The 20621-nt window shown below is 71.6% G+C and carries 22 protein-coding genes; 14 read left to right on the top strand and 8 right to left on the bottom strand.

The annotated features are described in order from the left end of the window. Positions 1 to 32 precede the first annotated feature (32 nt). On the top strand, positions 33 to 521 hold the full coding sequence (locus AC5L35_RS24695) for an ArsI/CadI family heavy metal resistance metalloenzyme (protein WP_495062069.1): 489 nt from the start codon (positions 33 to 35) through the stop codon (positions 519 to 521). Here the strand turns inward: AC5L35_RS24695 and AC5L35_RS24690 are convergent, their stop codons facing one another. Continuing rightward, positions 522 to 1283 carry a sulfite exporter TauE/SafE family protein gene (locus AC5L35_RS24690; RefSeq protein WP_495062068.1) on the bottom strand — a complete coding sequence of 254 codons (762 nt, stop codon included), beginning with the start codon at positions 1281 to 1283 and terminating at the stop codon, positions 522 to 524. It abuts the gene before it with no gap. A gap of 84 nt (positions 1284 to 1367) precedes the next feature. Here AC5L35_RS24690 and AC5L35_RS24685 point away from each other — a divergent pair, with 84 nt between their 5' ends. Beyond that, a complete protein-coding gene (locus tag AC5L35_RS24685) occupies positions 1368 to 2261 on the top strand; it encodes a LysR family transcriptional regulator (RefSeq protein WP_495062067.1) in 894 nt (297 codons plus the stop codon). A gap of 29 nt (positions 2262 to 2290) precedes the next feature. Here the strand turns inward: AC5L35_RS24685 and AC5L35_RS24680 are convergent, their stop codons facing one another. Further along, positions 2291 to 3628: an MFS transporter gene (locus AC5L35_RS24680; protein WP_495062066.1), complete on the bottom strand. Its 1338-nt coding sequence runs from the start codon at positions 3626 to 3628 to the stop codon at positions 2291 to 2293. 68 nt (positions 3629 to 3696) lie between these two features. Here AC5L35_RS24680 and AC5L35_RS24675 point away from each other — a divergent pair, with 68 nt between their 5' ends. The 4 genes from AC5L35_RS24675 to AC5L35_RS24660 all read left to right on the top strand — a co-directional run bounded on the left by AC5L35_RS24675 (position 3697) and on the right by AC5L35_RS24660 (position 6733). After that, a complete protein-coding gene (locus AC5L35_RS24675; RefSeq protein WP_495062065.1) occupies positions 3697 to 4206 on the top strand; it encodes a helix-turn-helix domain-containing protein in 510 nt (169 codons plus the stop codon). Between the two features lie 69 nt (positions 4207 to 4275). Beyond that, on the top strand, positions 4276 to 4836 hold the full coding sequence (locus AC5L35_RS24670) for a GrpB family protein (RefSeq protein WP_495062064.1): 561 nt from the start codon (positions 4276 to 4278) through the stop codon (positions 4834 to 4836). A gap of 269 nt (positions 4837 to 5105) precedes the next feature. Further along, complete coding sequence (locus tag AC5L35_RS24665) at positions 5106 to 5945, top strand: alpha/beta hydrolase (RefSeq protein WP_495062063.1); 840 nt, start codon at positions 5106 to 5108, stop codon at positions 5943 to 5945. Next, complete coding sequence (locus AC5L35_RS24660) at positions 5942 to 6733, top strand: MBL fold metallo-hydrolase (RefSeq protein ID WP_495062062.1); 792 nt, start codon at positions 5942 to 5944, stop codon at positions 6731 to 6733. The genes AC5L35_RS24665 and AC5L35_RS24660 overlap by 4 nt, the downstream gene beginning before the upstream one ends. 8 nt (positions 6734 to 6741) lie before the next feature. Here the strand turns inward: AC5L35_RS24660 and AC5L35_RS24655 are convergent, their stop codons facing one another. From AC5L35_RS24655 to AC5L35_RS24645, 3 genes are all read right to left on the bottom strand, one after another. Continuing rightward, complete coding sequence (locus AC5L35_RS24655; protein WP_495062061.1) at positions 6742 to 7722, bottom strand: GlxA family transcriptional regulator; 981 nt, start codon at positions 7720 to 7722, stop codon at positions 6742 to 6744. A gap of 104 nt (positions 7723 to 7826) precedes the next feature. After that, positions 7827 to 8444 carry an FMN reductase gene (locus tag AC5L35_RS24650; protein ID WP_495062060.1) on the bottom strand — a complete coding sequence of 206 codons (618 nt, stop codon included), beginning with the start codon at positions 8442 to 8444 and terminating at the stop codon, positions 7827 to 7829. Beyond that, on the bottom strand, positions 8441 to 9565 hold the full coding sequence (locus AC5L35_RS24645; RefSeq protein WP_495062059.1) for an LLM class flavin-dependent oxidoreductase: 1125 nt from the start codon (positions 9563 to 9565) through the stop codon (positions 8441 to 8443). Before AC5L35_RS24645 ends, AC5L35_RS24650 begins: the two co-directional genes overlap by 4 nt. Before the next feature lie 131 nt (positions 9566 to 9696). Between AC5L35_RS24645 and AC5L35_RS24640 the strand changes: the two genes are divergently transcribed. The 6 genes from AC5L35_RS24640 to mdlC all read left to right on the top strand — a co-directional run bounded on the left by AC5L35_RS24640 (position 9697) and on the right by mdlC (position 15568). Continuing rightward, positions 9697 to 10542, top strand: coding sequence for a helix-turn-helix transcriptional regulator (locus AC5L35_RS24640; protein WP_495062058.1), 846 nt, complete (start codon positions 9697 to 9699; stop codon positions 10540 to 10542). A 61-nt stretch (positions 10543 to 10603) separates the two neighbouring features. Beyond that, the gene (locus AC5L35_RS24635; protein ID WP_495062057.1) at positions 10604 to 10933 is read left to right on the top strand and encodes a nuclear transport factor 2 family protein; all 330 of its coding nucleotides are present in this window, start codon (positions 10604 to 10606) and stop codon (positions 10931 to 10933) included. Further along, positions 10930 to 11715, top strand: a complete 786-nt coding sequence (locus AC5L35_RS24630) for an SDR family oxidoreductase (protein WP_495062056.1) — start codon at positions 10930 to 10932, stop codon at positions 11713 to 11715. The genes AC5L35_RS24635 and AC5L35_RS24630 overlap by 4 nt, the downstream gene beginning before the upstream one ends. A gap of 107 nt (positions 11716 to 11822) precedes the next feature. Continuing rightward, the gene (locus AC5L35_RS24625) at positions 11823 to 12632 is read left to right on the top strand and encodes an IclR family transcriptional regulator (RefSeq protein WP_495062055.1); all 810 of its coding nucleotides are present in this window, start codon (positions 11823 to 11825) and stop codon (positions 12630 to 12632) included. Between the two features lie 51 nt (positions 12633 to 12683). Further along, positions 12684 to 13955 carry an MFS transporter gene (locus tag AC5L35_RS24620; RefSeq protein ID WP_495062054.1) on the top strand — a complete coding sequence of 424 codons (1272 nt, stop codon included), beginning with the start codon at positions 12684 to 12686 and terminating at the stop codon, positions 13953 to 13955. Next, positions 13952 to 15568 carry a benzoylformate decarboxylase gene (mdlC, locus tag AC5L35_RS24615; RefSeq protein ID WP_495062053.1) on the top strand — a complete coding sequence of 539 codons (1617 nt, stop codon included), beginning with the start codon at positions 13952 to 13954 and terminating at the stop codon, positions 15566 to 15568. Before AC5L35_RS24620 ends, mdlC begins: the two co-directional genes overlap by 4 nt. Before the next feature lie 6 nt (positions 15569 to 15574). On the opposite strand, the gene AC5L35_RS24610 is transcribed toward mdlC, so the two are convergent. Next, entirely contained in the window at positions 15575 to 16315 is a 741-nt protein-coding gene (locus AC5L35_RS24610) for an SDR family oxidoreductase (protein ID WP_495062052.1), read from the bottom strand. 96 nt (positions 16316 to 16411) lie between these two features. Between AC5L35_RS24610 and AC5L35_RS24605 the strand changes: the two genes are divergently transcribed. Then, complete coding sequence (locus tag AC5L35_RS24605) at positions 16412 to 16972, top strand: TetR/AcrR family transcriptional regulator (RefSeq protein WP_495062051.1); 561 nt, start codon at positions 16412 to 16414, stop codon at positions 16970 to 16972. A 211-nt stretch (positions 16973 to 17183) separates the two neighbouring features. On the opposite strand, the gene AC5L35_RS24600 is transcribed toward AC5L35_RS24605, so the two are convergent. Next, complete coding sequence (locus AC5L35_RS24600; protein ID WP_495062050.1) at positions 17184 to 18518, bottom strand: MFS transporter; 1335 nt, start codon at positions 18516 to 18518, stop codon at positions 17184 to 17186. 254 nt (positions 18519 to 18772) lie between these two features. On the opposite strand from AC5L35_RS24600, the gene AC5L35_RS24595 reads away from it, so the two are divergent. Next, the gene (locus AC5L35_RS24595; RefSeq protein WP_495062049.1) at positions 18773 to 19576 is read left to right on the top strand and encodes an SDR family oxidoreductase; all 804 of its coding nucleotides are present in this window, start codon (positions 18773 to 18775) and stop codon (positions 19574 to 19576) included. 33 nt (positions 19577 to 19609) lie between these two features. Here AC5L35_RS24595 and AC5L35_RS24590 read toward each other — a convergent pair whose 3' ends face one another. Next, positions 19610 to 20461 carry a chymotrypsin family serine protease gene (locus AC5L35_RS24590; protein ID WP_495062048.1) on the bottom strand — a complete coding sequence of 284 codons (852 nt, stop codon included), beginning with the start codon at positions 20459 to 20461 and terminating at the stop codon, positions 19610 to 19612. Between the last annotated feature and the right edge of the window lie 160 nt (positions 20462 to 20621).

Below are 20621 nucleotides of genomic sequence, written 5' to 3'. Positions count from 1 at the left end.
TGTCTCGACAGACATCGAAACAAGGAGTGGTCATGTCCCGAGCCCAGCTTGCGCTGCGTGTGTCCGACCTCGACGCCTCGATCGCCTTCTACCGGTCGCTGTTCGGTGTGGAACCGGCCAAGAGGCGCCCGGGTTACGCCAACTTCGCGATCACCGAGCCGCCCCTCAAGCTCGTCCTCATCGAGGGGGAGCCCGGCCTGCCCACCGTCTTGGACCACCTCGGGGTGGAGGTCGAGACCACCGACGAGGTGCACGAGGCGACACAGCGGCTCTCCGGCCTCGGCCTGTTCACCGACGTCGAGAACGACACCACCTGCTGCTACGCCCTGCAGGACAAGGTGTGGGTGCGCGGGCCCGGCCAGGAGCCGTGGGAGGTCTACACGGTGAAGGCGGACGCGCCCGACGCCACGAGCATCCACCCGGTCGGGGCGACGGCCGGCGCTGCCGGCGACTGCCAGTGCGGTGGAGTGGCGCCCGAGGCGGAGGAGACCGCGTGTTGCGCGCCGACGGCAGCGCGGTGATCAACCGCGGTTGAAATAGAGCACGGTCATCGTCACCGCGGTCGTCAGGACGATGGCGCGCAGCAGCGGGGCCGGGAGCCGGCGTGCGAGATGGGCACCCACATACCCGCCGAGCAGCGCTCCGACCAACACCGCTGCCAGCGGGATCGGGTCGCCCAGGACCTCGCCCGCGACGAGGAACAATGCGGCGGCGGGAGTGTAGATCGCGGCCAGTTGCGCGACCCGCATCGGATTTCCGGCCGCGGTGTCCAGACCAAGACCGATACTCCACAGCGCCAGCATCATGATACCGACGGCTCCACCGAAATACCCGCCGTAAACTGCCAGGACGAACTGGCCGGCGAGAACGCTGCGCGGCCCCAGGTCGAACGAACGTCGGAGTCTCGTTCGAAGCAACCGGGACAGCGGGCGGCCCACTGCGAGCACGGCGGTGGCGAAGGCGAGCAGCCACGGGATGGCGGCGTCGAATGTTGCCGCAGGCAGAGCCAGCAACAGGACGGCGCCGACGCCGCCACCGAGGAGGCTCGCCGACGTCAACGAGCGGTAGGTCGTGGTGCCGACCGGCGCGATCTCGGCGCGGTAGGCCCACGCGCTCGAAAGGGCCCCGGGCAGCAGGGCGACCGTCGATGACGCGTTTGCCGTGACCGGGGACAGGCCGGCTGAAACCAGGGCGGGCAGGGCGACAAAGGTCCCTCCGCCACCGACGGAGTTCAATGCCCCGGACGCAATGCCCGCCAGCAATAGAGCTCCGAACTCCGTCATGCGAGGAAGCATCGGCCGAACGGTGCCCGAGCCACAATGCGGAATCCGCGCAGCCGTACTTCGGCGCTCCCATAGGCTGGACGCGTGCGGTACGACCTGGTCGATCTACGGCTCTTCCTGCACACCGTGGCGGAGGGGTCGATCACCGCCGGTGCCCGGCGGATGCACCTGAGCCTGCCCTCGGCCAGCAGCCGGATCCGTGCCCTGGAGCACCACGCCGGCGTGCCCCTGCTGGTACGCGGGCGGCGAGGAGTGCGGCCCACGCCCGCCGGAGCGGCACTCACCCGGCACGCGCGCGAGGTCCTCACCCACGCCGCGCGTCTCGAGGGTGCCGTCGCGAGCTACCTCCGGCCCGAGGCCGCCCCGCTGATCGTGCTGGCCGGTAGCTCGGCCATGCACCGGCTCGTACCGCGAGCACTGGTGTCGTTCCTGAGTGAGCACCCCGACTCGGACGTCGTCGCGTCGGAGCGTCGCAGTTCGCAGACCGTACAGATGCTTGCCGACGGGGAAGCCGATCTCGGTGTCGTGCTCGACGACGAAGCGGCCGGCTCCGGTCTCGACACCGAACCTCTCGGCGACGACTCCCTGGTCGTCGTCGGTCAGGCCGGCGGAATCCTGGCGGGACGAGCGGCGATGACGTTCCGGGAGGTCGCCGAACATCCCCTGGTCGGGCTCCACACCGACGCCCCGCTGCAGCGTTCCATCGAGGACAACCTCGGACCGCACGCGCCGGTGGCCCGGTACCGCACTCTCGTCGGCTCCCTCGGCGCTGTGGTCTCCCTTGCCGCCGCCGGTGTCGGGCTCGCCGTCGTGCCACGCCGCGCTCTCGACCAGGACAGCGCACTCGATGTCTGCGACCTGCAGGAGAGCTGGTCGCAACGGCGCCTGTCGCTGTGCCGGGGCTCCGCGGCGCGCATTTCGTCGCCCGCCGCCGGGGCGCTCGCCGAGCACATCCGACGCGCGGCCCACCACCGTTGACCAGGAGGCGTCAGGTCGGCTGCGCCGTCCTAGTCGTCGACACGGTGCGCGGCGGGTTCGTCGTCCGCGTGCTCGTCGAGGCCTCGGGGCAGGTCGCGCATGCGCACGAGCGGGCTGAGCAGCACCGGCAGCGCTCCGAGCGCCTGCCCGGCCACCCCGACCCACAGGGCTGTGAGCACGCCGTACCGGCTGCCGACGACCCCGCCGAGGAAGGCGCCGATCGGCATCGTCCCCCAGACGACGAAGCGGACCGAGGCGTTCATGCGCCCGAGCAGCGGTCGGGGGCACAGGCGCTGGCGGAAGGAGACCTGCGCGACGTTGTAGAACACGATCCCGACGCCGACCACGGCGGTCGACACCGCGAGCATGGCGATCGCGACCGGCGGCGAGTGTCCGTGGGCGAGTGGGACGAGCGCCAGTGCCGGCAGGCCGGGCAGCAGTGCGAGGGCGATGGAACGGCCCTCCCCGACCAGTGTGATCAGGGGTTCGGCCAGGAGTGCCCCGGCGAGACCCCCGATCGCGCCGATGCTGAGGGCGAGGCCGAGCCCCGCCTCACCCACGTCCAGGTCCCGGATCGCGTACAGCACGAGCAGCGCGTTGCTGATGCCGCCGAAGAGGTTCGACACCGCGGTGGTCGCGACGATGCGTCGCAGCAGGGGCTGGCGGAACACGAACGCCAGCCCTTCCCCGATCTCCACGTGCAGCGCGCGGCGTCCGGTGGCGGGTGGCCGCTCCTCACGGTGCCGGATCCGCAGCACGAACGCGGCCGAGCCGAGGAACGACAGCGCGTCCAGCAGGATCACCAGGGGAGCGCCGAGCGCACGGACGAGCACGCCGCCGATCCCCGGCCCCGCGACCTGCGCGACGGACTGCGACACCTGCAGCTTCGCGTTGCCCTCGCTGATGCGTGACGACGGGACGAGCGAGGGCAGGTGGCTCTGGTACGCGACGTCGAAGAACACGGTCGCGACCCCGACGACCGTGGCGACCACGAGCAGGAGCGGGAACGTGAGCACCCCGAGGAACCACGCGAGCGGCAGCGCCAGCAGCGCGATGCCGCGCACGACGTCGCCGGCGACCAGCACGTCGCGCTTGCGCATGCGGTCGATCCACGCGCCGGCGGGCAGGCCGATGACCAGGAAGGCGAGGGTCTCGAACGTCGCGAGCAGGCCCATCTCGAACTCGTCGGCACCGAGGACGGACACCGCCAGCAGCGGCAACGCGATCAGGCCGATCTGCGTGCCGAACTGGCTGATGGTGTCGGCGACCCACAGCTGCCGGAAGTCCCGGCCGGCCGGGTGACCCGCGAGGCTCGTGCGATACCAGCGGGTGAGCCGGGAGGCGGCGGCGGATTCGGTCGAGCTCACACCGGTGATCCTCGGTAACCGATTGGGAAATGTCAATCAGTGGGACGCGGGCGGCTACGGTTGTCGTCGTGGACCCCTCCGACTCCCGGCGGCGCCCCGCGACGGATGCCGAGGCGAAGGCTCTTGCGTCGTCGCTGCGGTTACGGATCCTGCGGATGTGCCTGGATGAGCCGATGACCAACGCCCAGCTGGCCGAGCGGCTGGGCCGGCCCCCGGCGAGCGTCCTGCACCACGTGCGGACGCTCCGGGCCACCGGGTTCCTCGAGGCCCTGCCCGTGCAGGAGGGCCCCCGCGGGTCGCGCCCCGTGCCGTACCGCGCCACCCGAAAGTCCTGGATGCTCGAGCAGCACCGGTCGTCACGGCCGATGATCGAGGCGTTCCTGGAGACCACGACCGACGTCGGCGAGGACGAGCTCTCCGTGTCCCGCCTCGGCCTGCGGCTCGATGACGCGGGGCATGCCGAGCTCGTCCGCCGGCTCGATGACGTGCTGCAGGAGTTCGCGGCCCGGCCGCCGGACCCGGGAGGGCAGCCGTGGTCGGTGTTCGTCGCCGTCCACCCGGATCCCGACCGCGACTGACGTAACGGCGTTGATCGAGCGCAGGTGCCGGAGCTACCTTCGCCTGCTGCCCAGCGAAAGGTTGTCCCGATGGCCGGCGAACCCCTCACCGACGACGTCCTCAGCGCCGTTCTCATGCGCCCGCTGCGTCCCACCCGCGTCGTGCTCGCGGAGTACGACCCCCAATGGCCCGTCCGGTTCGCCGCGCGGGCCGCGGACCTCTGCCGGATCCTCGGCGATCGAGCACGGTTGATCGAGCACATCGGCTCCACCTCCGTGCCCGGCCTCGCCGCCAAACCGATCGTCGACATCGTCGTCGGGATCGACGATCCGGACGACGAACCGGCGTACATCCCCGATCTGGAGGCGGCGGGCTACGAGTTGCGGGTCCGCGAACCCGGGCATCGATGCCTGCGGATCGGTGAGCCGGACGAGTCGGTCAACCTGCACTGCTACGCCCCTGACGACGTCGAGACCCGCAGGTACCTGGTCTTCCGCGACCGGCTGCGCACCAGCGACGAGGACCGCGACCTCTACGAGAGGACGAAGCGGGAGCTGGCCCAACGGGAGTGGCGCGACATCAACTACTACGCCGAGGCGAAGTGGCCCGTGATCCGCGAGATCCTCGGCCGTGCCGGGTGGGAGGAGTAGGGCCGCTCGCGCTTGACGGAGCCGCGAGATGGACAGGGGAGTGGGCTGTTGGTCCGAGAACCACGCTGAGGTCGATCTCGCGGCGGTCCTGCGGAGCGGGCCTGCGTCCGCGCCCCACCCCCACCAGGTCGACCTCGTCCGGGTGGCGGCGGCTGCGTCCGCCGCATCGGTCCATGGGGTAAATGTCCGGAAAAAGGGGCGTTATGTCCTTGTTCGCCGCCGCCCCGACCTCGATGCTCCTTTCAGGACTTCGCCTGGGAAGGACGACCTTGAGCAGCAACTCGACCACCGACACGATCGTGCTGATCCACGGCTTCTGGGTCACCCCCCGGAGCTGGGAGCACTGGGTCACGCGCTACGAGCAGCAGGGTTACCGCGTGATCACCCCCGCCTACCCCGGGTACGAGGTGGAGGTGGAGGCCCTCAACGCGGATCCGTCACCGATCGAGGCCGCCACCATCCCCGGGATCGTCGAGCACCTCGAGTCCGTGGTCCGCGAACTCGACACGCCGCCCATCCTGATGGGCCACTCCGCGGGTGGCGCGTTCGTGCAGATCCTGCTCGACCACGGTTTCGGTGCCGCGGGCGTGGCGCTGAACTCGGCCCCCACCGAGGGTGTGCCGGTGGTGCCGCTCAGCCAGATCAAGGCGACGTTCCCGGTGCTGGGCAACCCGGCCAACCGGCACAAGGCCGTGGGCTACACCCACGAGCAGTGGCACTACGCGTTCACGAACACCTTCACGGAGGAGGAGTCGCGGGCGCTCTACGAGCGCTACCACATCCCCGCCTCCGGCTCGATCCTGTTCGAGTCGGCACTGGCCAACCTGGTGCCCGGCCACCAGGGCACCTACGTCGACTACCACAACGACCGGCGCGCGCCGCTGCTGTTCGTCGCGGGCACCGAGGACCACCTGATGCCGGCGAAGATCCAGTGGTCCAACGCGAAGCACTACAAGTCCGCCACGATCACCGAGGTCGCCGAGTTCAGCGGCAAGTCGCACCTGCTGCCCGCGCAGCAGGGGTGGGAGGAGATCGCCGACTACGCGCTGGCCTGGGCCGCCCGTCACGCATCCGCGAAGCTCACGCAAGGAGCGGCGACCACAGCGTGACAGCCGTTCGGATCACCCACATCGGCGGTCCGACGGCGCTGATCGAGGTCGGGGGCTGGCGACTGCTCACCGATCCGACGTTCGACGCCCCCGGCCGGAGGTACGCCTTCGGCTGGGGGACGTCGTCGCGCAAGCTCGTCGGACCTGCCGTCGCCGTGGCGGACCTCGGACCGATCGACGCCGTGCTGCTCACCCACGACCACCACGGCGACAACCTCGACGACGCCGGGCGCGCGTTGCTGCCGTCGGCCGGCACGGTCCTCACCACCGTCCCCGGAGCAGGTCGTCTGGGCGGGGGTGCCCGCGGCCTGCGGGCATGGGACACCACGCATCTCGAGGCGCCGGAGCGGCCGACGATCGAGGTCACCGCCACGCCGTGCCGGCACGGCCCGCCCGGCAGCCACGCGATCGTCGGCGAGGTGATCGGTTTCGCCCTGCGCTGGGACGGTCAGGAGCACGGGGTGCTGTGGATCTCGGGCGACACCGTGCTCTACGACGGGGTGCGGGAGGTCGCCGACCGGCTGGAGGTGGGCACCGCGCTCCTGCACCTCGGCGGGGTGCAGTTCCCCGTGACGGGTCCGGTGCGCTACTCCATGACGGCCGCGCAGGCCGTCGAGACCGTCGGGCTCGTCCGTCCGCGCACCGCCGTGCCCGTGCACTACGAGGGCTGGAAGCACTTCAGGCAGGGCCGGGACGAGGTCGAGCGCGAGTTCGCAACGGTGCCGGAGGACCTGCGGGGCCGGGTGCGCTGGCTGCCCATCGGGGCGGGTGTCGAGATCCCGTCGTAGGCGGGAGATCACCCGGCGTTCGTCGTGGCCACTCCGGTGGTCCGGAAGCGCTGCCGGTAGGCGTGCGGGGTGGTGCCCACCTCGCGGGTGAAGCTGCGCCGCAGTGCCTCCGTGGAGCTCAGCCCGGCCTGACGTGCGATGGCGTCGAGAGAGGCGTCCGAGGTCTCCAGGAGCGCGCGGGCGGCCTCGACCCGCACCTGCTCGACGTACCGGGCCGGGGTCATGCCGATCTCGCGGAGGAACACCCGTGCCAGGTGCCGCTCGCTGAACCCGGCACGCTCGCTGAGCACCGACAGCCGGTGATCGGCGGCCGGGTCCGCGACGACGGCGTCGAGGATCGTGCGCAGCGGTGACCGGGCAGCCGGCTGCGCCTGCATCCGGACGCTGAACTGGGCCTGCCCACCCGGGCGCTGCATGAACACCACGAGGAACTGGGCGACCTGCCGGGTGAGGTCCGGGCCGTGGTCGGCCTCCACCATCGCCAGAGCGAGATCGATCCCGGCCGTCACGCCGGCGCAGGTGAACACGTGCCCGTCACCCACGAAGATCGGTCCGCGCTCCACCGTGGTGGTCGGGAAGCGCTCGGCGAGGTCGTCGAGGAACATCCAGTGCGTGGTGGCGCGCCGGCCCTCCAGCAGACCGACCGCACCCACCAGGAAGGCGCCGGCGCAGACGGCCGCCACCCGCCGGGCCCTGGCCGCCCCGCCGTGGAGCACGGCGAGGAGCGGCTCGTCCTGCATCAGGCGCGCCCAGTGGGGCGTGCCGGGGATCAGGAACGTGTCGATCGGATCGTGGAGATCCACGAGCGACGACGTGACGCCCATCCGGAGACCGGAGGCGCTGACGGTGTCACGCCCGTCCGGCGAGACGATGTGGACGCGGTAGGCATCGCCGCCTGCCAGTTCGCTCGCGACGTAGAACACCTCAGCGGGGCCCATGAGGTCGAGGACCTGGGCCCCGTCGTAGGCGAGGAGCGCGACGGTCCGCATCCCTTGTCGTCTCCCGTTCCGTCCCGGCGTCCGGGACCGCACGCGGAGATCGTAGGACCGCGACCACCGCGCCCACCAGGAGCTGGGGCGACGGGCTCCGGGGATCACGATCCGTTCAGCAGCTGCTCGAACGGGGTCGGCTCCAGGAACGGGTCGACCGCCTTCTGCGCGGGACGGACGGCGACGAGGTCGGCCAGCTCCCCGGCGGCGCGCGCGATCCGCTGGTCGAGCGACTGCGCCGTCCGGTCTCCTGCGCCCCAGTCCTCGGGTGCCGAGAACACGGAGGTCGGCACCACCAGTGCGCGCAGGTAGGCGAACAGCGGGCGGACGGCGTGCTCCAGCGCGAGCGAGTGCCGGCCCGTGCCGCCGGTGGCGGCGATGAGCGCCGGCTTCCCGGCCAGCGACTCGGGCTCGAGCACGTCGAAGAACAGCTTGAACAGCCCGTTGTAGGACGCGGAGAACGTCGGCGTGACGGCGATCAGGCCGTCCGCATCCGCCACGGCCCTCAGCGCCGCTGCCAGCGACGGAGCCGGGAACCCGGTCAGCACGTTGTCGACGAGCTCGTGGCCGTGGTCGCGCAGCTCGATCACGTCGACCTCGGCGTCGATCCCGCGCTCGCGCAGGGCCGACGCCGTGGCGGTGGCGAGCCGGTCGGCCAGCAGCCGGGTCGAGGAGGGGACGCTGATCCCGGCGCTCACCACGGCGATCCTGCGGGTTGTCATGCGACGACCTCCTCCTTCTCGTTCTCGCTGACCTCGTTGTCGCTGCCGGACTCGGCCGCGGCCAGCAGGCCGGCGTGCGTCGGGGCGTCCGGGACGTGGGCGGGCTTCAGCGCCGCGAACTCACGGCGCAGCACCGGCACGACCTCCTCGCCCAGGATGTCCAGCTGCTCCAGCACCGTCTTGAGCGGCAGCCCGGCGTGGTCCATGAGGAACAGCTGGCGCTGGTAGTCGCCTGCCATCTCCCGGAAGGAGAGCGTCTTCTCGATCACCTGCTGCGGGCTGCCCACCGTGAGCGCCGTCAGATCCGTGAAGTCCTCGAGCGACGGGCCGTGTCCGTAGACGGGGGCGTTGTCGAAGTACGGGCGGAACTCGCGCACGGCGTCCTGCGAGTTCTTCCGCATGAACACCTGTCCGCCGAGCCCGACGATCGCCTGGTCGGCCGCACCGTGGCCGTAGTGCTCGAAGCGCGCGCGGTACAGCTCCACCATCCGCTGCACGTGCTCCTTGTTCCAGAAGATGTTGTTGTGGAAGAAGCCGTCGCCGTAGTAGGCCGCCTGCTCGGCGATCTCGGGGCTGCGGATCGAGGCGTGCCAGACGAACGGGGGCACACCGTCGAGTGGCCGCGGGGTCGAGGTGAAGCTCTGCAGGGGAGTGCGGAACCGGCCCTCCCAGTCGACCACGTCCTCGCGCCACAGCCTGCGCAGCAGCGCGTAGTTCTCCACGGCCAGCGCGATGCCGTTGCGGATGTCCTGGCCGAACCACGGGTAGACGGGCCCGGTGTTGCCGCGCCCCATCATGAGGTCGACCCGGCCGTCCGCGAGGTGCTGCAGCATCGCGTAGTCCTCGGCGATCTTCACCGGGTCGTTCGTGGTGATCAGCGTGGTCCCCGTCGACAGCTCCAGCCGCTCGGTGCGCGCGGCGATGAAGCCGAGCAGCGTCGTCGGTGACGACGGCACGAACGGCGGGTTGTGGTGCTCACCGGTGGCGAACACGTCCAGCCCGACCTCTTCGGCCTTCAGCGCGATCGTGACCATCGCCTTGATCCGCTCCGCCTCGGTGGCGGTGCGGCCGTTCGTCGGGTCGGGCGTGACGTCGCCGACCGAGAAGATGCCGAGCTGCATGTCTCGCTCCAGTTGTTGCGTATGCAATTAGTACGGTCGATGGAACGCGGCGGGGGTGCCGGATATGCCCGGCGCAGGCTAGGACTCGCTCTCCGTGGCACGACGCCGGGAAAGCGGTGATGCTCGGAGCCATGAACCGCCGCGAGCTCGCCGACTTCCTGCGCCGCCACCGGGAGCAGCTGCGCCCGGCGGACGTCGGGCTGTCGGCCGGTTCACGCCGGCGCACGCCGGGCCTGCGCCGGGAGGAGGTCGCGCAGCTGGCGGGGGTGTCAGCCGACTACTGCATGCGGCTGGAGCAGCAGCGCAGCTCGCAGCCCTCCACCCAAGTGCTCGCGGCGCTGGCCCGCGCGCTGCGCCTCACCGACGACGAGCGCGACCACCTCTACGTACTGGCCGGGCATCCGGCGCCGACCGGGCGGCTCGCGGGCGACCACGTCCGGCCCGGGCTGATGCACCTGCTCGACGCGCTGCCCGCCACGCCCGCGCAGATCCTCGGCGACCTCGGTGACCTGCTCGCCCAGAACGAGATGGCCCGGTTCCTGTTCGGGGAGGTCTGCTCGGAGCGGGAGGAGTCCCGCAACGTGGTGCTGCGGTGGTTCACCGATCCCCGGGTGCGGCTGGCGCACCCGCAGGAGGAGCACGAGTACCTCAGCCGCGTGCACGTCGCCGACCTGCGTGCCGCCGTCGCCCGCCGCGGCGACGACGCCGGAGCCGCCGGGCTCGTCCGGCGGCTCCGCGCCGCCAGCGCGGAGTTCGCCACCCTGTGGGACCGGCACGAGGTCGCCGTCCGACGCCGGAGCCTCATGCGGGTGCGGCATCCGCACATCGGGCTGATCGAGCTCGACAGCGAGACACTGCTGACGCCGGCCGAGGACCAGAGGGTGCTCATCTTCACCCCGCCACCAGGCAGTGACACCGCCGAGAAGCTCAGCCTGCTGCGCGTCATCGGCGACCAGGACCTCACCACCGGCGCCTGACCGCCGGGACGCCTCGGCGTCGACAACGAACTAGTACCTGCACACGAACCGGGAGACACCCATGTCCGAAGACATCCCTGCAGCCGTCGCCGCCTACCTCGGGGCAAAGGACGGCGACGACGCCGGCGCAGTCCTCGACAGCTTCGCCGACGGCGCGATCGTGCACGACGAGGGCCGGGACCACGTCGGGATCGACGCGATCCGCACCTGGACCGCCGAGATCTCGGGCGCCTACGAGCTCACCCGCACCGTGCTGGAGACGCGCCGCAGCGGCGCCGCCACCCTGGTGCGGGTCCGCGTCGCCGGGAACTTCCCGGGCAGCCCCGTGGAGCTGCACCAGCACTTCACCGTCTCCGAGGGCCGGATCACGGCCCTCACGATCTGCCCGTGAGCGCCGTGATGAGTGAGCTCGACGGCCGCCGGGCCGTGGTCACCGGCGGCACCCGCGGCGGTATCGGGGCCGCGGTCACCGCCCGGCTCACCGCCGCGGGCGCCACGGTGCTCACCACCGCCCGAGCCGCGCCCGCCGACCTGCCGAGCCCCGAGCTGTTCGTGGCGGCCGACGTCAGCACGGCGGACGGGGTGGCCCGCGTGGCGCGCGCGGCCCTCGAACGGCTGGGCGGCGTGGACATCGTCGTCCACGTCGTCGGGGGGTCCCGCCAGGAGCCCGGTGGCGTGCTCGCCCTCTCCGACGACGACTGGCAGCAGGAGTTCGCCGTCAACCTGTTCTCCGCCGTGCGGCTCGACCGCGCCCTGCTCCCGTCGATGATCGAGCAGGGCAGGGGAGCGATCGTCCATGTCACCTCGGTCCAGCGGCGGGTGCCGCTCCCCACGACGGTGCCGTATGCGGCGGCCAAGGCCGCGTTGACGAGCTACAGCAAGAACCTTGCCAACCAGATGGCCCCGAAGGGGATCCGGGTCAACACCGTGTCGCCCGGGTTCGTCGAGACGGCGGGGGCGCGCGGGATGATCGGCGCGCTGGCGGCCGCGGACGGCGTCGACGAGGACACCTCACGCCGGAGGATCATGGACTCCATCGGCGGGATCCCGCTCGGCCGCCCGGCCCAGCCGGAGGAGGTGGCCGAGCTGGTCGCCTTCCTCGTCTCGGACCGGGCCTCCTCGATCGTCGGTGCGGAGCACGTCATCGACGGCGGCAGCACGCAGACGATCTAGGGCGGGCGCGGACCCCCTCCCCGGGATTGCAGCAAAGCCACGTTCACGCAACGTCGTTGCATGAACGTGGCTTTGCTGCAACCGGGGGGAGGGGCGAGGCTGGACGCGTGGCGGCGGACGGGGAAGAGGCGGCGACGGGTGACTCCCGCTCCCGCGGGGGCAGGTCCGTGCTGGGCCGCGCGCTCGCCGTGCTCGGTTCGTTCTCCGACGAGCGCGCGGAGCAGACGCTCGGGGAGATCGCCGCGGCCACCGGGCTGGCCTCCGCCACCACGCACCGGATCGTCGCGGAGCTCGTGGAGTGGGGCGTGCTGGAGCGGCCGGCGCGTGGGCGGTACCGGATCGGGATCCGGCTGTGGCAGCTCGGCTGCCTCGCCCCCGTGGCCCGCGACCTGCGCGACTCCGCGCTGCCTGCCCTGCAGGACCTCGCCGCGGTCACGGGGCAGGTCGTCCACCTGGTCGTTCTCGACGGCCGGGAGGCGCTCTTCGTCGAGCGGCTCGCCGGGCACACCGACGTCCCGGTGCGGTCGCGGGTGGGCCGGCGCCTGCCGCTGCACGCCAGCGGGCCCGGCAAGGTGCTGCTGGCGCACGCCCCGGCCGAGTTCGTCGACGAGTTCCTGGCGCGGAAGCTGCCCCGGCCGGCCGGCGGCACCATCACCGACCCCGCTCAGCTCAGACGGGCCCTCGCCGACATCCGGAGCACCGGCTACTGCCTGTCCCGCGACGAGATGACCGACGGCGCCTCGTCCGTCGCGGCGCCGATCGTGGGGCCGTCCGGTGAGGTCGTCGCGAGCCTGTCCGTGGTGGTGCCCAGCAGCACGGAGAACCTGCAGCTCCTGGTGCCGGCGGTGCGGGTGACGGCGGCCGCGGTGACCCGGGCGCTCGGTCCCCGTTCTCCACTGGGCGGGAGGACGCGCTGACGGACGCGGACCCGGCGCCCATACTCCCGCCCAACGGAGAAAGGTTGGGTCATGTCCGCGGATTCAACGGTGAACCCGACGAACCCTCGCGAGCGCCGGGCCGGCTGGGTGGCGCCCCTGTGCTGGTCGGCGGTGGCCCTCGAAGGCTTCGACCTGGTGGTGCTGGCTGTGGTCCTGCCACCACTGCTGCGCTATCCCGACTGGGGGCTGACGCCGGGCACCGCGTCGCTGATCTCGGTGGTCGGTCTGCTCGGCGTGATGGTCGGAGCGCTCGCCATCGGCCCCGTCACGGACATCATCGGGCGGCGCCGGACGATGCTGCTCACCGTCGTCGGCTTCTCCGTCCTCACGCTGCTGTGCGCGTTCGCGCCGAACCCGTGGGTCTTCGGGCTACTGCGCTTCCTCGCCGGCCTCGGCCTCGGCGGCGTGCTGCCCGTCGCGCTCGCGCTCGTCAACGAGTACGCCCGGCAGGGCCGCAGCGGCAGTGCCACCACCACCCTGATGACCGGGTACCACGCCGGCGCGGTCCTGACCGCCCTGCTCGGCATCGTGGTGATCCCGGCCTTCGGCTGGCGTCCGATGTTCGTGATCGGGGCACTGCCCGCGCTGGTGCTCGTGCCGTTGCTGCTGCGCTACCTGCCCGAGTCGGAGTCGTTCCTGCGCGAGCGCGCCACCGGCGTCAGCGCGAGCGGCGCGGGCACGGAACGCAACCCGGTGACCATCCTGTTCCGCGGCGGGTACCTGCGTGCCACGCTCGCGTTCTGGGTGACGTCGTTCATGGGGTTGCTGCTGGTCTACGGGCTGAACACGTGGCTGCCGGAGATCATGCGCTCGGCCGGGTACGAGCTGGGTGCCGCGCTGGCGCTGCTCCTCGTGCTCAACGTCGGCGCCGTGGCGGGCCTGCTCGTCGCGGGCCAGGTGGCCAACCGGGTCGGCGTCCGTCGTTCGGCCATCGCCTGGTTCACCGCCGCCGCGCTGTTCCTGGCTCTGCTGAGCGTGCGGCTGCCGGGCATCGGCGTGTACATCAGCGTGCTGCTCGCGGGAGTGTTCGTGTTCAGCGCCCAGGTGCTGGTCTACGCCTACGTCAGCCAGCTCTACCCGGCGGCGGCCCGCGGCACGGCGCTGGGCGCGGCCAGCGGGGTGGGCAGGCTCGGCGCGATCTCCGGCCCGCTGATCGGCGGCGCGCTGCTCAGCGCCGGCCTCGCCTACCCGTGGGGCTTCTACATCTTCGCCGCGGTGGCGGCCATCGGCGCGGTCTCCGTGGCGGTCGTCGCCCGCACCGGCGAACCCGCCGCCGTCGAGAAGGCGACCACCACCGGATGAGTGCCCCCACCCGCACGGTCCGCGACGCGACGTTCGACGTCCTGCGCCGCCACGGCCTGACCACGATCTTCGCCAACCCCGGCTCCACCGAGGTGGCGTTCCTGACCGACCTGCCCGACGACATCGACTTCGTCCTCGCGCTGCACGAAGGCTCGGTCGTCGGCATCGCGACGGGCTGGGCCACCGCACTGGACCGGCCCGCCCTGGTCAACCTGCACACCACGGCGGGGCTGGGCAACGCGGTCGGCGCGCTGGCGACCGCACGGGTCAACCGCGTGCCGCTGGTGGTGATCGTGGGCCAGCAGGACCGCCGCCACCTCGCGCTGCAGCCGTTCCTGGCCGGTGACCTGGAGGGGCTGGCGGGGCGGTACCCGGTCTGGGTCACGACTCCGGCCCGTCCGCAGGACGTGCCGGGCGCGGTGGCCAGGGCCTGGCACGAGGCTCGCGACGGCCGGGGCCCGGCGCTCGTCATCGTGCCGAGTGACGACTGGGCCGCTCCCGCCGACGACACCCCGGTGCCCGCACCGGTGGTGCTGCACCGCGCGTCGGCAGTGGAGCCCGCCGCCGTGGACGCACTCACCGACCTGCTGGCCGGGGCGGTCTCCCCGGCGCTGGTCGTCGGCGCGGACGCCGACGACCCTGCTACGTGGGCCGCACTCGTCACCCTCGCCGAGCGGTTGCAGTGTCCGGTCTGGCAGGAGTCGTTCGCGGCCCGTGCGGGGTTCCCGCAGGACCACCCGCAGTTCGCCGGGCACCTCCCGGCCGGGCGGGCCCGCCTGCGGGACGCGCTGGCCGGCCACGACGTCGTGCTCGTCGTGGGTGCGCCGGTGTTCCGGCAGTACCCGTTCGAGGCCGGCCCACTGGTCGAGGACGGCACGACGGTCGCGCTGGTCACCGACGACATCGAGGACGCGCACCACAGCCCCGTCGACCTCGCGGTGGTGGCGAGCCCGGCCCCCGTGTGCCGGTTGCTCGCCGAGCGGGTGCCGCAACGCCCCGCCGCGGCCGTCACCCGTGCCGCACGCACGTCACCACCGTCACCTCCGCAGGAGGGCGAGCCGCTGCGCGCCGCCCACGTGATGGCGGCACTGGCCGAGCGGATCCGGCCCGAGACGGTCGTGGTCGAGGAGACGCCGTCCAGCCGCCCCGACCTGCACCGGTTGCTGCCCGCACGGCGGCCACTGGGGTTCCTCAGCGCGGCGATGGGCGGGCTCGGGTTCGCGCTGCCCGCGGCGATCGGCGTGCGCATGGCCCGGCCGGACGGCCCGGTGATCGCCGTGGTGGGCGACGGCTCGTCGCTCTACGGCATCCAGTCGCTGTGGAGTGCGGCCCACTACGGCTGCGGCGTGCTGTTCGTCGTGCTCGCCAACGGCCGTTACGCCGTGATGGACCGGCTGGCCGAGCAGCACGGGAGTGGTAAGGCGCCATGGCCGGCGTTCGAGGAGGTCAGCGTCCACGGGTTGGCACTGGCGCTGGGCTGCCCGGCCCGGCGCGTGGACACCTACGGCGAGCTGGTCGAGGCCCTCGACGCCGTGGTGCCGACCCTCGCCGACCGGCGTGAACCGCTGCTCCTCGAGGTCGCGGTGACACCGGAGCTGACCTTCCAGCCCTAGGTCCGCTCAGCCCTGCCGGGCAGGCCGGATGGTCACGTCACCGATCTCGACGTCATCGGGCTGTTCGATGGCGAATGCGATGGCGCGCGCCACCGCGTCGGGGCTGATGCCGAGCGCCGCCATCGCACGCTGGGCCGGCTCCCGGTTCGCGGGGTCGTCGATGTGGTCGACGAGTTCGGTGCGTACGAACCCCGGCGAGATGGAGGTCGTGCGGAGAACGCCGTCGGTGGACTCCTGACGGAGAGCCTCCAGCAGCGTGCGCACGGCGTTCTTGGTGCCCGCGTAGACGGCTTGGGTCGGGACGATCTTGAGGCCCGACGTCGACACAGTGGTGACGAGGTGCCCGTGGCCCTGACTGCGGAACACCGGCAGTGCGGCGGCGATGCCGTACAGGACACCGCGCAGGTTGACGTCGATCATCGCGTCCCAGTCGTCGACGTCGAGGTTTGCCATGGGTGCGATCCGGGCGACTCCGGCGTTGCTCACCAGTACATCGAGGCGTCCGAACCGGGTCACGGCCAGGGCCACCAGCCGCTCGAGATCGGCGCGTCTGGTGACGTCCACCTCCAGCATCTCCGCGCGGCCACCCTCGGTCCGGATTCGCGACACGAGCGAGTCGAGCCGGTCGGTGCGCCGGGCGCCCAGTACGACAGCCGCACCGCGGGTCGCCAGCTCACGTGCGGTGGCCGCACCGATACCGCTACTGGCTCCGGTGATGGCGACGACCTTGCTGTCCAGTCTGCTCATCGAGACGTCTCCTCCTCTAAGCTGACACCTGTCCGGTTACGGCCTCACGGTACCGGACAGCTGTCCGCCTTGGCGTGCGGGAAGGAAGGTGGTGGCGTGGCGAATCGTGAGCGCCGGTCGGACGCGGTCGCCAACCGGGATCGCATCGTCGAGGCCGCGCGGGCCGAACTGAGCAGGTCCAACGGTGCAGCCGCCGACCTGAAGCTGCACGGGGTCGCCAAGTCGGCGGGTGTGGGACAGGGCACCCTCTACCGGCACTTCCCGACCCGCGAGCACCTGCTGGCGGAGGTGTACCGGTACGAGCTGACCCAACTCGTCGACGCCGTGGAGCCGCTGCTGGCTGAGCATTCCCCGCTGGGGGCACTGACCTGCTGGCTGCAGCGGCTGGTCGAGTACGCGCGGGTCAAACGCGGTGTCATGGCGGCGATCGAGGCATCGGCGTGGCGCGACGTCCACTCGGACCAGCACCACCGACTCGACGACGCGCTCGGGATGGTGCTCGATCGGGGAAAAGCCGCCGGTGACATACGCGACGATGTCGACGCCGCGGACGTCATCCTTCTCCTGGGTGCGTTGTCGCGTATCCCCGAAACGGAGTGGGACTCACGGGCGCACACGGTTGTGGCGGTCATCGTCGACGGTCTCCGCTCTCGTTGAGAGCGGCGACCGGCAGGCGCATCTCCTTCGACCTCACCATGGCGCGTTCTCGCCGAGGCCGTGGAACGCGAAGAGGAAGAAGCGGGCGCCCGTACCGGAGGCACGCCGTCGGTGACGTCGTGCCGGGCCTCCTCGCGGAGATGCTCTGCCTCTTCCATCGCCCGTGATCGTAGGGAGTGGTCGACGACTCGCACCGGCAGTTCCGGTGTGCTCAGCCGCGCCCGGTCCCCGAGGAGGCCAGCGCGGAGTCGACGGTGTCGAGGTCACGCCCGCGGGTCTCGGGGGAGTACAGCGCGGTGATCACCGAGACGGCGATCAGGGCGATCACCCACCAGGTGAACGCCGCGGGGGCGTGGTGCGCGGAGGCATAGGCCTGGAGATAGGGCGCGGTGCCCCCGAACAGGGCCACGGAGAGGGAGTAGGGGAGGCCGAAGCCCAGGGCACGGACGCCGGTGGGAAACATCTCCGCGAACAGCGCCGGGATGATCGAGACGGTGGCGGCGACCAGGATCAGCGCGATTCCCATCGCCACCAGGAGTTGCCACGCCTGACCCTGGATCAGTGCCTGCAACGGGAAGGAGAGCACCGCGAGCAGCGCCCAGGTGATCACAAGGACCGGGCGGCGCCCGATGCGGTCCGACAGCGCCCCCCACAGGGGCAGTACCGCCATGAACACGACAGTGGCCACCGAGGCGGCCCAGAGCGCGCCTGCCGCGTCGGTGCCGCGCTGTCCGATGGCGAGGGTGGGTGCCGCCACCGACCACGAGTAGAACGTGATGGTGCCGCCCGCGGTCAGGCCGATCACGCGCAGCAGAGCGGAGGGACGCGCGACGAACTGCTGCCATGTCGTCGTTTCCCGGCGGGCGGTGGCACGGGGGGTGGTGGCTCTCGTGAAAACGGGGGTCTCGGCCATTCGCTTCCGCATGACCACCGCGAACACGCCGAGAACGCCGCCGAGCAGGAACGGAATACGCCACCCGAAGGCCACCATGTCGGCGTGGCTGAGCAGCGCGGCGAGAAGTGCTCCCAGTACCGTGCCGAACAGCGTGCCCACTGAACCGGAGAAGTAGATGAGGCTGGACCAGAGACCACGCCGGGGCGCGGGAGAGACCTCCACGAGGTAGGTCTGTGCGGAAGGCAGTTCGCCGCCCTGCGCCAGCCCTTGGACGAGCCTGGCCAGCAGCAGCACGACAGGTGCGGCGATGCCGATCGTGGCGGCGGTCGGCGTGACGCCGATGATCAGGCTGCCGCCCGCGGCCACGGCGACGGAGAGAGTCATCGCGGGCTGCCGCCCGACCCGGTCGGCCATCCAGCCGAAGAGGAGGCCCCCGAAGGGGCGCGCGACGAACCCGACCGCGAACACGGCCAATGTGCTGAGCAGATCGGTGGCGGTACTGCCACTCATGAAGAACTGGGAGGCGAAGAACACGGAAAACGTGGTGTAGATGTTCCAGTCGTACCATTCGATCGCGTTGCCGATACCGACCGCGGCCAGCAGGCCGGGCCGGCCGGGAACTGGGCGCGCGCGGTTCTCGGATACGTTCACAGGGCGGTCACCTGCAGGTTGCTTGCGGTCGCCGGGCCGGGCATGACGCTCCCCCCAGAGTCGGTCATGGAATTCCCGAGCTTAACCGCCGCACTCCCTCGTTTCGGGGTGACAATCATCGCTTCGGTATCTGTCGATATCGGCCGATGGTCCAATTCTCGCAGTTCCGGGTAGGCCTCGGGGTCGACAGCCGGTTAACTTCGTACGCTGTACGCGGTACCCTCGGATCGTCGAACCGGATGAAGGGGGCAAAGATGACGATCTTGGTAACGGGGGCCACCGCCAACATCGGCAGGCTCGTGGTCGACCACCTGCTGGCCGCGGGGGCGACGGGGATCAGAGCGCTCACCACCGACCCCGTGAAGGCGGCGCTGCCACCGGGGGTGGAGGTCGTGGCGGGATACATCGGGAAACCGGAGACGCTGCCCGCCGCACTCGACGGCGTCGACCGGATGTATCTGGCGCCCCACCCGCAGACCGCCCAGGAGGTCGCGTCCCTCGCCGCCGACGCCGGCGTCTCCCGGATCGTGGATCTCGCGGGCGGGAAGGGGACCTGGTGGTACGGCGTCGAGGATGCGGTGGAGCAGTCGGGCGTCGGCTGGACTCACCTCGAGCCCGGCGAGTTCATGCTCAACTCGCTGAACTGGGCGCAGCAGATCCGCACCACCGGCGTGGTGCGCGACGGGTATCCCGACGCGGCCAACGCGCCCATCGACCTCGACGACATCGCTGCCGTGGCCGCCACCGTCCTGCTCGAGGACGGGCACGCGGGAGTGGCCTACGAGCTCACCGGTCCCGAGACGATCAGCCGGGCGGAGATGGTCCGGCAGATCGGGCTCGCGCTCGGTCGTGAGATCCCCTACGTCGAGCTGACCCACGACGAGACGGTCGCCGCGCTCACGCCGAGCATGGGGGAGTACGCCCGCTGGTACGTCGAGGGGATGGCGCTGCTGGCCCAGCACCCGCAGCGTCCGGTGCCGACCGTCGCGCAGGTCGCCGGGCGGCCGGGCACGACGTTCGCGGACTGGGCGGTCGCCAACGCCGACGCGTTCCGCTGACGCCCGGTCCCGCAGCGTGCCGGGCGCAGCGGCTCAGCTGCGGGGCGGAGTGAACGGGCTCGTTCCCGCGACGAGAGAGATCCGCCCGATGCCGCCGTAGCGGTTGGCGTAGGTGAGGGCCATCGAGAGGTCGGTGACGCCGTTGGTGCCGGTGCCGTCGAGGAACTGCGTGCTGAGCACGCCGAACGCCCTGCCCTCGCCGTCGAGGTAGCCGCTGCCGGAGTCGCCGGGACGCCCGGGCGGGACGGTGTCGACGCGGTGCGCGCGCCCACCGCCGCTCTCGCTGACGGCCTTGCCCTCCTTCACCACGGTGCCGCCGTTGTTCGGCTGGTAGCTGAACACCGGCTCCCCGTTGGCCGTGCCGTTGGTGTCCAGTGCGGTGGGGCCGCCCAGGATCGGCACGGTCGGGTCCACCGCTGCCGCGGTGGCGCTGTCGAGTTGGACGAGCGCGAAGTCGTTGTAGAGGCACAGCGCCTGGTTCGTCTCGCCGCGCTCCTTCATCGTGCCCCAGGAGCTGTACGCGAGCCGACCGGTGCCGGTGGCACCCTCCCGGCCTTCGATCCGGACGGTGGTGCCGAGCGGGAGCGTCCGCTCCTGGCAGCCGCTCAGGTCGGTGGACGCGCCGGCGCTCGCACAGTGGGCGGCGTACCCGAGGTAGGTCTTCCCGCCACCGGAGAAGGCGAAGGCGGCCGTGCAGGCGTTGGCACTCTCATCGTCGATGGGGCTGATCATCAGAGCGCCGGGCGAGATGGTGCCCGCGCCGGCCTGGGTGGGAGTCGTCGTGGCCGGGGCGGCGACGGCGACGGCTGCCGGACCTGCCAGTGCCAGCAGCGCGGCGACCACCATCACGGCGACGGCGCGGAGCGCCGTGCGTCTTCGATCCATGGGAGCCTCCTCGTGAGCGTCCGCCCCGGTACTCGAACTCTAGGTGGCGGTGCGCAGGGAGAACGTGCGCGACGGAGTGGTTGCGGACGGAGCAACGACGAGCTCGGATGGTGGGGACAACCTCCGTCCGGGTCATCCGGGTACCACCACTGGCTGTTCG

The organism is Pseudonocardia sp. OZ21, assembly GCF_059359135.1.
This window is presented reverse-complemented; position numbering and strand designations above follow the sequence as displayed.

Excerpts from the sequence above, each read along its gene's own strand:
- AC5L35_RS24695 (WP_495062069.1), top strand. The coding sequence starts at position 33 with ATGTCCCGAGCCCAGCTTGCGCTGCGTGTGTCCGACCTCGACGCCTCG.
- AC5L35_RS24690 (WP_495062068.1), bottom strand. The coding sequence starts at position 1,283 with ATGACGGAGTTCGGAGCTCTATTGCTGGCGGGCATTGCGTCCGGGGCA.
- AC5L35_RS24670 (WP_495062064.1), top strand. The coding sequence starts at position 4,276 with ATGGCCGGCGAACCCCTCACCGACGACGTCCTCAGCGCCGTTCTCATG.
- AC5L35_RS24655 (WP_495062061.1), bottom strand. The coding sequence starts at position 7,722 with ATGCGGACCGTCGCGCTCCTCGCCTACGACGGGGCCCAGGTCCTCGAC.
- AC5L35_RS24650 (WP_495062060.1), bottom strand. The coding sequence starts at position 8,444 with ATGACAACCCGCAGGATCGCCGTGGTGAGCGCCGGGATCAGCGTCCCC.
- AC5L35_RS24645 (WP_495062059.1), bottom strand. The coding sequence starts at position 9,565 with ATGCAGCTCGGCATCTTCTCGGTCGGCGACGTCACGCCCGACCCGACG.
- AC5L35_RS24640 (WP_495062058.1), top strand. The coding sequence starts at position 9,697 with ATGAACCGCCGCGAGCTCGCCGACTTCCTGCGCCGCCACCGGGAGCAG.
- AC5L35_RS24635 (WP_495062057.1), top strand. The coding sequence starts at position 10,604 with ATGTCCGAAGACATCCCTGCAGCCGTCGCCGCCTACCTCGGGGCAAAG.
- AC5L35_RS24620 (WP_495062054.1), top strand. The coding sequence starts at position 12,684 with ATGTCCGCGGATTCAACGGTGAACCCGACGAACCCTCGCGAGCGCCGG.
- mdlC (WP_495062053.1), top strand. The coding sequence starts at position 13,952 with ATGAGTGCCCCCACCCGCACGGTCCGCGACGCGACGTTCGACGTCCTG.
- AC5L35_RS24610 (WP_495062052.1), bottom strand. The coding sequence starts at position 16,315 with ATGAGCAGACTGGACAGCAAGGTCGTCGCCATCACCGGAGCCAGTAGC.
- AC5L35_RS24595 (WP_495062049.1), top strand. The coding sequence starts at position 18,773 with ATGACGATCTTGGTAACGGGGGCCACCGCCAACATCGGCAGGCTCGTG.
- AC5L35_RS24590 (WP_495062048.1), bottom strand. The coding sequence starts at position 20,461 with ATGGATCGAAGACGCACGGCGCTCCGCGCCGTCGCCGTGATGGTGGTC.